Raw genomic sequence first — 13,263 nt, 5'->3', positions numbered from 1 at the left:
TATAGAACGGTGCTGGTCGCACTCCTATTCTGAACTCGCCGGTCCTTGCGGCCCAATCAATTCAGAGGAGTGCATCATGAACACCCGCTTCAACCTTCGCCCACTCACATTCTGCATACTGGCGAGTCTTGGCGCCGTCACCATGCCGGCGCCTGCGCAAACAGATGCGAGTTATGTCGCGCATCCCGTCAGCACGAATGTGTCCGACTGGTCATCCGACCGACAGGCACCGTATGGAAACCTGACCAATATCGGTCAATACGAGGGCCGCGCCAACGTGCTCACGTTCGGCATCGACCCGCCCGCGTCAGTGCATTCGTTCTACAACTGGCAAGGCTACAACACGAGTACGCATGCGGCCGCTGGCAACAGCTTCATCGGCGGCGACCTATGGATCAATCCGGCCTGGCAAACGGGCAGCGGTACAGATTATGTCCGCACGGGCATGTGGGGTGCTGCCATGCCTTCGGATACTGTGGCCAGCGGCAAATACGTGGATAGCAAAACCTCCATGCCGATCATGAGTTTCACCAACAGGGATGGTGTCGGACGACTCGAGGTATGGGACACCACGGTCAATCCCGACAGCGGCTGGGTCGATCTGCCTAATACGGCCGGGCTAATCCACTACGGCTCATGGAATGCAATCGACATGCGGCTGCTTCCCGGCGAGGGCAAGATCGAGTATTACCTCAACGGCTCGCTGGTCTATACATGGGCCAACCCCTCCGGCGATGACGGTAGCCTGCCGCAGCAGTTCTGGAAGATGTATCTGCAGGGACGCAACAACGGTGTGACTTCGTTTCAAACCTACTGGGCGGATCTCGCCTCAGGTGAGCTGATCCAGAGCGGCCAGATGATCGGCAGCACGGCTGGCAACGTCGTTGCCGTGTCGACCGCCAGCACCCCGCATACACCCACGCTGGTGGCGGCGGGCGCGCAGATTGGCGGCTCGCTGTCCGCGAAAGGCACGGTAGATATCCCCGCCGTTATCGCCTTCCAGGGCGACACGACGATCGGGCAATCGGTCGGCGGATCGAATGCAGTGCTAGGCTTTAGCGCCGATCCATCCCACACGACGGAGATTGGCGGAGACGTAGCGCTTGTTCAGTCGACCACAACAGGCGGTTCGGTCGCTAACCCGATCAAAGTCGGCGGCAATGTCAGCGCGGATGCGCATTCGGACATGGGCGGCAACTGGCGCATCGCCGGCGATCTTCTCAGCGGTGGCAATCTGAGTCCCGGCAATTCAATCGGCGTGATCGGCGTAGGTCGCAATCTGACGCTGTCGCCGAGTTCGATGTATGGCGTCGAAGTCACGGCGGCGGGTGCGTCCGACCGCGTGGATGTCGGCGGCGTGGCGACACTGGCAGGCGGCGTGCGCGTCAGCGCAACCGATGCCTACAAGCTCGGCCACCCCTATCTGATCATGACGGCTTCCGGTGGATTCGGCGGCACGATGTTCGACGCGTCGCAGGTAACGTGGGATCGCCCCGACTATCTGTTCCTCGCACCGCGCCTAAGCTATGGACTGAACGACGTGAACCTGATCATCGACCGCAACGGCACCTCATACGCGGCTGCCGCGCAAACGGCCAACCAGGCGGCGACCGCGCGGGCGCTCGACACGCTAACATTCGGCAACGCGGCGTACGAATCGGTGGCTCGCGCCACCGGCGCGGCGAGCGCCGCGCAGGCGTTCGACCAGCTTTCCGGCGAGGGCTACGCAGCCGCCAGAACCGCGATAATCGAAGACAGCCGCTTCGTGCGCGACGCGATGAACCAGCGTTTGCGCGACAAGGCCGCACGTTCCGGCAACGCGACACCTGCCGCCGCCACGCCCGTCGAGGTCTGGACACAAGCTTTTGGCGACTGGGGCAGCATGAGCGGCGGCAACGGCGCCGCGGCGGCAGACACGTCGGTGAGCGGCGTCTTCATCGGTGCCGATGGCACGATCCGCGACGGCGTCACGATCGGCGTCATGGGCGGTTACAGCCATTCGACACTCGATCTGAAGACTCGCGCATCCAGCGCGAACAACGATAACTACCATGTCGGCATGTATGCAGGAACCGACCTGGGCAAGCTCGGCATTCGCGGCGGCGCGGCTTATACATGGCATCAACTTGCAATGGACCGCTCCGTCGTCCTGCCCGGTTATGTCGACGCGCTCCGTGGTAGTTACGGCGGTGCTACCGCGCAGGTCTTTGGCGATGTCGGCTACAAGCTCGGCGCCGGGCCCGTTGTAATCGAGCCGTTTGCTAACGTGGCGCTCGTGAACCTGCACACCGATGCGTTCCGTGAAAGCGGAGGCGCCGGGGCGCTGTCTGGTCAGTCCAGCAGCAGCAGCAACACGGCGTTCTCGACGTTAGGCCTGCGCGGCGCATCGGACTTCGCGATCGGCCCGACCATGTTGACCACCACGGGCGCGCTCGGCTGGCGTCATGCGTACGGTACGCTCGTACCCGCGCAAGCGATAGTGTTCGCAGGCAGCGCGCCGTACATCGTCACGGGCGTCCCGATCGCACGTAACGCGGCCGTCGTTGAGGCAAACATCGACGCAATCGTCGGGAAGAATGCCAAGGTCGGCGTCGGGTATAGCGGACAGATCGGGGGGGGTAACCAAAGCCATGGCGTCAAGGCGCGCTTCCTCTACCAATTCTGATCATGGGAACCGTCAGCAAACTCGGATTGGCGCACCAGGCTCTGCGGGCTGCAGTGCTTGAAATCGCAAACGCACGGGCGGCTTGCCTGAACGAACTGCCTGCCCGGCGTCGCGCAGCGGCAATTGAAATGTTCGAGCACGGACTCCGATGCGGTCTTTACATGGGTGCCTTTGCGAAAGCAGTACGCGACTGTACCGGCCTTCCCATCGAAGTGAACAACCTCGTCTTCGCGGCCGTCTACCATGACATCGGAAAACTATGCGTCCCTGCCGAACTGCTACTTGCACCCCGCCAATTGACCGCAGACGAGCGAACCATCGTTCAGTCTCATGTCACCTTGGGCCGTGTACTGGCGCGTCGAGCCTTACGGGTCATGCGTGTACCTGAACCTGCATTGCGGTGGGCACTTGAAGTGGCCGCGCTCCATCACGAACGATGGGACGGCCACGGATACGCCCATGCGCTAGTCGGCCGAGCGATTCCGCTGGCAGCACGCATGATGGCGATAGTCGACTGCTATGACGTTATCGTGACCCCCAGGCCGTACAAATCTGCCTGCAGCCACAGCCACGCGTGCGGGATCATAGAAGCCGAAGCAGGGAGTGCATTTGATCCTTCACTTGTGGAGATTTTCCTTTCGATTGAACACGAGCTAGAACTCAAGAGTTCGGCATGGTGTGTTCCCCAGGAGGAGTGCGTGGCGAATGTTGAAGTTCGTCAATTCCGCTAGCCGTGTGCACAGAGGCGCGCGGTGTCTGCACAGACGATAAATCGCGGTGGTATTCCGCTCGCCCCGCCTCAAGCCTGAGAAAACCGGGCGACAGTCGACGCATCCCTCCTGTCACCGAACGTCAGCTGAGGCCGACAAGCTTCCAACGGGTATCCGGCAGATTTCGAAGTAGACCGGCCATTGGAATGACGGCAGTCAGTGTTGCGCGAACGGCAACTGATGGCCGGGAGTACGCGTTCGAACAACCCGCAGGTAAGCGGCCGCTTGGGATTCCAACGCCCGGCCAGGGGACACTCGTCGAAATCGTGCAATCGGCCATCTCCGGTCATTGGCCCATGCTCTAACGCGGACATTCGAACGTCGGCTTCGCAACTCTATACGCGACATTCGGTACAGAGTTGGTCCGGCGGTACGGCAGTTCATGTCCAAGGTTGTTAGACGCCTGCTCACGTCCGCCCCATCAGCTTGCAGGCGGCGCGTGTGAGCAGACTTTTGACAAGCGTCGATGGAGGCTCACGACGGCCAGTCGCGAGTCCGGCCGGAATACGTAACGACCAGCAGAATGTCTTCGATGTCTCCCGTCGCAAAACGGCCTCTCATTTCCTCGGTGTCGGGAAGCGACAGCTCCCATTCACCGAAGGGTTTCCTGCCGACGATCGATATCCAGCTGCCGGCGTTTCCCCGACGCGTGCTTACGATTCCATCAATTGTGGTGGCGGCCCCGCCTACCGCGCCCACGTTCCCTTCCTCGACGAATCGCAGCCCGGCCACCGCGACCTCGAATAGCTTACCGTCCTGGCGCGCAAAGCACAAAGCCAAATGCTGAATCCTGAGGGCGTCCACATTCGGCGGGAAGTCGTCCAGCAGCGTGCGGAACTTCACCACCATCGGCGTGGAAGTCTGAGCCGGGTTATGCAGGTCGTACCACTGGTCGGCGAACTGATTCCGGAAACTAAACGGACGATCGCCGCTCGTCGATTGACGCAATGACTGGATCACCTGCTGAGCGTAGTCCGAGCTCGGCAGGGCAGTAAAGTCGATCGTGAACAGCACGTCTGCCAGCGTCAGGTAGTCGAAAAAATTTGCCGCCTTAGGCATTCGCAATTCCCAGTTCGTGTCGACGCCGCAGCCTTCAAACGGCATCAGCATGCTGGAACTCTGCGCATCGAGGTCGAATACGCCACTCGCGTTCATCGGCGACGTGAGCGCAACCTGCTCCGGATCCCGACGAACCGGAACCGTCTGGAAGATGTCAGGCCCGGTAACCACACGAGATACGCCTGCACTCGAAAGCGTCGCGTGAATGCCGTCTATAGGCGGAATCAGTGCAACCACCGACACCCGCACGCGACGGATCAGGCGAACGTAGTGGCCGGGAAAATCCCGATCGAACATCAGCATCGGCGTCGCAAAGGTCATGACACCCGTCTCACGAAACCGCTGGAATTCCGTGGGCGCATTCAACGCAAGCGATACGGTCTTCGACAACTGCAGCTTGAGCTTGTTGGTATCAAAGGCGTACTGGTCAAGCCGGTAGATATCCTGGAGCAGTCGTGCGGAACCAGTCAGCCCGCGCCGGTCCACCGGTGCCGCCTGCAAATTGTCGGTCGGCATGCTGTCGACTGGAGCCTGCCAGTAATCGCTCTGGATGAAGCCGGCCGTTGGCTCCTGCCTTTCGAAGGCAAGCTGATCTTCGGCAACGCGCGCAATGGACGTCGCCTGCTTCAGAAAGTAACTGTAGACGCCTTCAAGGACCTCGCTCATCCAGTCGTACAGTTCCACGTTCGCGAATTTGTTAGCAAGGAAAGCTACTGTGTCTTTCGCCTGCGTGTTACGCGTCTCTGCGATCACTTTCTCCTGTTTTGCAATCTCCACCGTATCGTTAGCCAGCGTCACCTGCTGTCCGCCGATGTCCACGTCCTGACGGGCGAGTGCGGCCGAGAATTCCCACTCTTGCTTGCGACGTTCGAAACTCGCAAGGGTCAGTGAAATCTGCGCTTGAGTTGAACGGCTGCTTGCGAGCGATGACAAGTCTCCGCCCAAAGCCTGGAAGGCGCTGCCGATGGCAGACGCCGCGCTGGAGGCGGAGCCAGGCGCGGGTGATGCGGCAGCAGCACCAGCGGCTGTGCTGTACGCCACAGCCGCTAAGACGCTTTGTGCTGCGGCTGATGATTGCAGGGAAGCCACGTCGCGAAGCAGGTCGATAGCCTCATTCTCGAGTTCAAGCTGACCCTCATCCAGCAGCTTCTGATAATGAGCGAGCTGGATTTGCGCACGTTGCTGCTGCAGGGACGCAAGCGTCACACCGTCGTTCGCCTGCTTGATCTTTAGCACCTCAAGCTGCACTCCAGCCTGCGCTAGTTCGAGATCCTGTCGAGCCTTCATCTCGGTGTAGGCTTCGGCAGCTCCTTTTTCGATGGCGGCTAACATCGCGGATTCGAACTGCTGGGAAGTGCCGGCGAGGTCTTTGGCGCGCTGGATCAAGGTCGGGTAGCGGTAGATCGTTGGTCGTAAGACATTGGTTCCCGACAAGACGAGCTGCCCGTTTGCTCCGATGGTCGGCAATCCCGTCACCGTGTCGGTCGGTGCGACATACGGCTCGAGTTCGCGCTTCATGCCTGCAATGTTCCGGCAAGTGCGAATCTTGGACAGATTCAGCTCGGCGTGTAGTCGAAGGGCCGTGAGGACAGGATTGGGCGGCACACAGAACGCGAGCGATGGAGTCACCGTCGGCTTGACCGGATTAGACGGCAGTAGCGGAACTGGGACAGATGTGGGCGCCGCAGGGGCGGGGACAACAAGGCCGGGCGCGAGAACAACTACACGTGGGCCCGGCCGAAACAGTCCCGCGAGCGATGGACTGTCCTTAGGCGCAATGGGGTCGAGTGTGGGCGAAAGCACGAAGTCCACATCGTTTGCCGCAGTGGAGGGCCGGCCTCTGCGCAGCCAGGGCAATTCCGCCTTGCTTGTCTCGAGCGCTGACGGCGTTGTCCCGGCCGCTGCGGCAACGGTTCCTGCCAACTGCGCGCTGGCTTGCATGCCCACCGCCTCCACCGCCTCACTGACGATGCGTGAAGTCAGGAGACCCGCGTAAGCACGGGTGCTTGCCGCCTCATGGGTTTCCAGTAGCTTCGCGATCGTCAAGGGGGACGGCTGCGAAACCGTCGCTTCTTCCACCAGCTTGCGCGCGTTCGCAAGCTTGTCGTCCCAGCTGGAGTCTTCCGCGATTACCGATTTTACCTTCGGGACTAGCGCTGCGAGTGAGCCGGCATCCCTGAATCGGCGCAGTTCGGAGGTCAGCGCGGCAATACCGATCGACGCCTTGATGGGCGCAGCGGGTCCGAGTGGAATCTCGATCTCGCCAACCAGGTCGTCGCATCCTCCGAGTTGCTGATGCAACTCGGGGAGGCTGAGAACCGCCAGCTCGGCAAGATAAAGTGTGCGCGCCCGCGGCACGCTCTCAGCGGTGTCGCGAGTAAACTCATCGTCTGCGTAATCGCGAAGCAGCTTCGCGATGGTCAGCAGCGTGAATCGCGTGTACGTCAGTCGCCGACTGGCAGCAATGGCGTGAGGATCAAGCGGATCGAGAAGCCAGTCGGTGCCGCGCTTGTAGACTTCCGGCAGCGACTCTTCCTGAACGAGGCCGTAGTAAATCTTCTGTCGTCCCGGCGGGCTGGTGTAGTCCAGCACGGTGCGGACCATATCGAGCGCTGCGCGGTATTCGCCCGCGCGCTGCAATCCATCGCAAAGCAGCATTGGAACAAAGTAATATGCTTCTTCCACGTAGGTGCGATTGGTGGCGCTATCGCTGGTGGCCGTTAAAACAAACTTCACCATGTTTCGGCGGACGTCAGCCTCGGCGCCTTCGATTCGCGACGGGATCAGAAACTGACCCACAGAGAGTACGCGAGGCGCGATCCGATACGTCGTCGAGACTATCGGAGCGTCTGACAGAATCTCCTCCAGCCTGATCAGACGTAGGTATACCCCGTCCTGCTCTCGCGTCACGTCGCTTTTGAACCCGATTAGGGTGAAATCGTTCCTACGTTGATACGCGTACGATGAGTAGTCGACGTATCCAGAGTTCGGTGCGATGACTGAAAGACCGTCTAGAGACCACGCCCCGTCCGACAGCTTTGGTGTATTGAAGTCTTCGTACATTGTATGATCTGCCTGCTTGATCACTATGTAGCGGTTCCACCCATTTTTTGCCTTACCCCAATATAACGCGCCGACGAAAGAACCCTTGTCGGTACTGGAAGGGTAAGGGTGGAGGACGAACGAGTCGTCCGGAGACGACATCGGAGCTGTCTCCCAGAATCGTCCGCCTTTGCCAAAGATAAGAAAGCCGTCACGCATGGCATAGAGCCGATCGACCCCACTGAGGGCGTTCCCCCCACCCAAATCATAGAACGAGGGATCAAGCCGAAAGATCTTCCAGTCACCTTCCTGCCACCCGCTCCCATCCGGAGCGAAATCTCTGCAATAGATGGAACCGTCTCCACCGGAGCGAAGAGCGAGCCTCGGCATGTACCAAAAATCGCCATTTTGGTCGACCACTACCTCGATTGAGCGCGGATCACCCGGAGGCAGTGCGAGATCGGTTGGACCATCCCAGTTGCCGGTTTCGAGATCGAACGTAAGGAACTGCAGCTTGTAGTCGGCGGTTCGGATGAAGACAAAGACATGCCGCTCGGTCGGGGAGCGTTCGTACACCGCTATGCCGCTAACACTCGAGATAGTTGAAACTCCGGGCACTGTATCCCAGAAGCTCTGCGCGGAACCGCTGGTGTCTGCTGGATCGAAGGTGGACCAGTAAAGACTGTTGGATATCCCGCCGCGTCCGAACAGAAAGACGAGCGGCTTGCGTGTGATCGCACCGGGCACGCACTGGCTGCCGCTTCGCTGAGTGACGGTGGCTTGCGCCGTCGCGCCGATGGCCAGCCTGGCGATGTCTTCGTAGTAAGTCGCGTACTCGGCCGCCAGAGAGCAGGCCTGTTCGCTGGTAAGCTGGCGCGCGTCGCGCACGGACTTGACCAGTCGGCGAAAGGCCGGTGTCTGCCGTCGCCGCAGGTTGCCAGCAGCGATATTTTCAGGATACATGGTGACGAACATTGCCGCTCGCCATGTGGCATAAGAACCGATCCAGCGCCACTCTTCGTCAAAATCCGGTGCATCAAGCGTGAGCTTCATGTTCTGGAGCACCGTGGACTGGCCGCTGCGCGCGGAAAACAGCAGTATTTGCAATGTTTCAATGGCCTGTGAGATGCGGGTTGTCTTCTGACAACCGCCTGCCTTAGCATCGATCAGCAGTCGATCGGTAAGCCACGCAGCCTTCGTTTCCAGATCGGCACCCTCTCCGGTTGCGACTATGAGCGCGTCGCGTAGCGTCGGAAGCACAATTTCCTCAACGGCGCTCAGAACATCCTGGTATGAGGCGAGGGTGCTGTGATCCTGGTCCACACGGGCCTGCAGCGTATCAAGCCAGTTAAATCGGGTGTCGAGGTCGAAGCGCCAACGCAAAGCGGCAGCAGCGGGCTGCGCGGGTAATGCATCGGGTGCGACAAAGAAGTCCGGCGAAAGGATGACACCCGCGAGCCGCTCTTCATCACGCCACTGTGCCGTGAGGCGGCTCTTCATTACCTGCAACAGGATCGAGTGAATGCCGTCCCATTCGTCCGCTATCACGGGCTGGCCCGCCGCCAGCAATGCGCGGATTTTCAGCAGGTATGCAAAGGCGGCGTTGCTCAGCGACAGCTGGTCCAGCCGCCACTGGACCGCTTGGCCCGCGACCCGGCTGGTATCCAGCGCAAGCAGATCAGCCATCGGAGTGGCAAGGGCGCCTTCGACGATCGAATCGAATCCGGCAAGCGTCTTTGGCTTCGCGTCGAGGTCTGCAATGGTGTTCGCTACCCAGTCATGCCGGACCTGCCATAGCGTGAAAGCAGCCTCCGCACCCAGCCCATTGAACGCGATTGTGTCCATCAGGTCAGGGTCGACAATCGAGGGTCGACTTCTCGCCGCGAGTCCCTGCTCCCAAACCGACCTTTGTTCGGCGGTCGCGCGCATACGAGGAAGTGCGGCCTTAAGTGCCCGCCAATACTCGGCCGACCTTCCCGTCGTCTCTTCTTCCGTGACCCACTGCGGGTAGAGATGCTTCGCCTTGTGCGCCGTCGTCAGCAACGCGTACAGATCGTTCCACTCGGCACCGGTAGGCGTTCGCGGCGAAGCCGGCGCGGCCTGGTCCTTCATCGTCATGACACGATTGAAGCGCTCGACCGTGAGAAACAGGTCGTTGACAACCTTGGAGGTAGCCGCCGCCACGACCGCCCCGTCTGAGCTTGCGAGGTCCGTGCGGATCGTCGCGAAATCGTACTGCAGCGGATCTCCTGGAGCCGGGTGTCCGAGTGCGCGACGAAGCATCGAGTCGAAGCCATTGTTCTCGCGCTCTGTTCTGATTGCAGCGGTCTCAGCAATGAGCGCATCGTGACGTAAATGCCAAAGCTGAATCGACTCCTTGCCGACAGTAAGCTCGGGCAGATCGGTGAGCTTGAGCTCATCGGGATCAATCAGCGGATGCCCAACCGTGCGAAGCGGAGGCCATGCGCCGGCTGGCGGCTCGCGTTGCGCGCGCCAGAAGTCTTCTGGTCCGAAACGCAGCGAAGCCGCTTGCTCTTCCGCCAACCACGCGGCATAGAAGCGACGCTTCTGCGCGTTGACCAGAAGTGAAAATGTATCGCTCCATTCGTCCGCCTGCACTTTCTCGCTCTTCGGATCGACTTCCCATTGGCGCTGCTTTGCCCTGATGCGTTGAAGTAGCGCGAATGCGTCCGGCTCAACGTTGAGATCTCGTGCCAGGCGTTCCTTCGTAGCGACGATGTCTGTAGTCGAACCGCGCTCGAGAACATCACCGAGGGCATTGAACTCGGAGACAGGTGTGGCGGCCAGCCAGGGTGTGATGGATGTAGCGTCATAGGCGATCGGCGCGAACATGGTCGCCAGCACTTTATCGAGGTTCGGAACAGTCATTGCGACGCCGTCTACGACGACTGTCTTCGTCTTTGCGGCAAGGTCTGTCAGTCGCTGGTCGACCCACAGGCGGCGCTTGCGCCACAGCGCAAATGGCGGCGAAGCGGCGTCCGGCCGGCGAAAATCATCCGGACCGATCACGTCCGGCTCCAGCACTGGTCGCCGGTCGTCCGCCGGCAGGTAATCCGGCGAGTAGATGTCGACGATGAAGTCCTGACCCCGCCAGATTGTGCGCAGATTTCGCAGGCGCCACCGCAGCAGGTTCGGAACCAGTGCTACGGAGATCGCCGTGTTGTTCGCGAGGGTGCCCGCGACCGTGACTGCGCCGGACAGCCCGCTCGCGTTTCTCGGACTCAGCCACACGGAGCGGTCGCCAGTGAGCACTTTTGCCGTTCCGGCTGCAACCAGGCTCGTGCGTGCGCTGTCCCGGTACACTTCGACCTGCGACTCGACCATGCTGGTTATGAAGTTTTTGACCGTGAGGTGCAGCATGCCTTCTGCGTCTGTGTTGTGCGACCAGATGAAACCTGAGAAGCGCCAGTGCGCGAGCACGGGAGGTGCGCCGCCGTCGCCGATCTTCACTCCGTCGGAGAGCACGTCGCGCGTCGTATCGACCAGCCCGAACAGCCGCTCAAGCGCGAGCTCGGTCATCGCGTGTGGATCACCAAGCGCAGCCTTTGGGTCCAGGAACATCTGGTCGAGTTCGTCACCTTCCGTAGCGACAGGATCCGGACGGGGCTCGGTCAGATCAATGGCGAGCCGTTCCGCAAGCGCGTGGCGCTCATCATCCGATGCGCTTCGCGCAAGGCGGATCTCCTCATACGAGGTGCCGAACCGCGTGAGGATAAGTTCATAAGCCGACAGCAGATAAGTACCTGTCGCAGATTCGAGTTTCGAAGCGTCGGCCGCCCCGAGCGGGTGGGCAGCGGTGTAAGCCCGAAGTGATTCGATGCAAAGGCGAACCTGCCTGAGAAGCTGCCCAACAGCCTCGCAATCCGTCGGCAAATCGCCGAACGGCTGATGGAACGTGTTCGTCAGATACGCAAAGTTCGTTGCGGCACCGCTCTCCTTCAGGTGAGTTGAAGCATAGCCCACCAGATCTGCGAGGTACGCCGCCGGACTGACAGCAGCCTCGCAGTCGTCACATCCGCATTGCTCGGGAAGCGCCACAGCCGCGTCCACGCCGTCAGGACCGGCTATGTGGAAACCATTCGCCTGTTCAGCGGAAAAGCCCGTCAGAACGTGCTTGAGGAAGCCGGTCTGTGCGCTCGCAGCCACCTGCATCCTGGCGGCAGGGAAGTCCCCGACAACGTCGTGAACGGCACTGACGAACTCCTGCATCGGAGCGCGCGCAATGTCAGCGACGCTGCTGAATCCCCTTGCGATGAGCTTCGAGTTGGCGACTACATCGTCTGAAATACGGCTAAGATCCGCATGGGCGTCGAGCGTGCGTACAGCGGCGGCGTCCTGCGCGACGGGTAAGCCATCAATTTCCCGCAAACCGCCAGCACGCCGGATGTCGCCCAGTGTTCGGATGTCGCGTCCAGCCAGGAACTGCAGCAGATCAGCCGGGACCTCAATCTGCGCGGTCCCGACGAGTCTTTCGAGAGTGTGCTGCTCCCGCTCGGGCTTAGGAGGAGCAGGCATGCGGATCTCAAGTATGTCCGCGCGGTTGGCGACCAGCCGTAGCTCGGTCGACCAGAAGTCATTGCCCGCTTCGTCGGGAACCATCAATCGCAGACGGCGCGCGGCCTCCTGGTCATTCGCGTTATCGGCCCGGAATTCGATTACGAAGAGACCTTGGGCGTCCGTCGTTTCACGGCCGATCTCTTCCGGTTTCCCTGGCGACTCCATGTCCAGGACACGCACCACGCGACCGGTGAGTGGCGCGCCGCTTTGCTCCTCGCACAGACGTGCAACCACCTGATACGCTGTCAACGACGCGCGGACGGCGTTCGCAACGATCTCGTCGAGCTGCTTACGCACGATGGCAGGGATGATGTTGTCGCTAATCGAGGCGAGGAGCGCCCGAACGAGCAGGTCGCGCGAGACGGTCGCGAGATCCTTCAGGATGGTCTGCAGTGCCTTGTCTAGCGTGGAGCGGTCCTGGCTGTCAGCGACATCGCGCCAAGCGGATGGATTCGGCTGCTCTGCGCGGGCCCAACCGTAGAATGCCGGAGCCGGAACACCCGTCTGACTGGCGAGATTCACTGCAGCTGCGAGCCACGCGATACGCACCCGCTCTGCGTCGACATCCCTGGACAGGAAGGTGATGTCTTCCGCAGTGACATCGGCCAGTGGGACTGGCTCAATCAGCGGCCCGATCAGCGTGAGCAGTTGCTCATACTCGGACAGGCGCTTCGGGGCCGCAACCTCGACCATCAGGTCGACGCGTACTTCACGGTCCGGATTGAACAGCGGGTCGGAGCGGCCAAGCACCGCGCCATCCGCTCCAAGCACCTGGATGTAAACATCAGCACGACCCGCTTCGTGGGCGCGAAAGCGCGCTTCCTCAAAGCGGATCTCGTACGCGCCTTCTTGATTCGTTGTAGCGACGCCAAGCAACTCGTCACTCCGAAGGCTCGGCAGATCCTTGTCGAACGCGCGCACCACCATGCCCGCGAGCGGATGAAGTTGCTGGTCGGTGATGGTTCCACGGACAATGAATTGTGCCGACATGCTGTCGCTCCTAAATATGCCTGGCACGCCAGGACATGACGCGCGATCGCGAACGACATACGAAATGAAAGCACGTAAATTGTCATGGATTGCCTAACTGAATATCGATGGTCACTCGCGCCAACTAGTGGCCGGTTCGTTCGGCGACTACCAGATCCT

3 protein-coding genes are annotated in these 13,263 nt (G+C 60.7%); 2 read left to right on the top strand and 1 reads right to left on the bottom strand.

Annotated features, from left to right (window positions below; translation table 11 throughout):
• Nucleotides 1–76 precede the first annotated feature (76 nt).
• The gene (locus tag NOV72_RS29220; protein WP_181291186.1) at nucleotides 77–2,665 is read left to right on the top strand and encodes an autotransporter outer membrane beta-barrel domain-containing protein; all 2,589 of its coding nucleotides are present in this window, start codon (nucleotides 77–79) and stop codon (nucleotides 2,663–2,665) included.
• Nucleotides 2,666–2,667: 2 nt separating this feature from the next.
• A complete protein-coding gene (locus tag NOV72_RS29215; protein ID WP_106858008.1) occupies nucleotides 2,668–3,396 on the top strand; it encodes an HD-GYP domain-containing protein in 729 nt (242 codons plus the stop codon).
• 513 nt (nucleotides 3,397–3,909) lie between these two features.
• Here the strand turns inward: NOV72_RS29215 and NOV72_RS29210 are convergent.
• Complete coding sequence (locus NOV72_RS29210; protein WP_146150061.1) at nucleotides 3,910–13,104, bottom strand: Tc toxin subunit A-related protein; 9,195 nt, start codon at nucleotides 13,102–13,104, stop codon at nucleotides 3,910–3,912.
• Nucleotides 13,105–13,263 lie beyond the last annotated feature (159 nt).

Source organism: Caballeronia novacaledonica, assembly GCF_900258035.1.
Taxonomy (GTDB): Bacteria; Pseudomonadota; Gammaproteobacteria; order Burkholderiales; family Burkholderiaceae; genus Caballeronia; species Caballeronia novacaledonica.
This window is presented reverse-complemented; position numbering and strand designations above follow the sequence as displayed.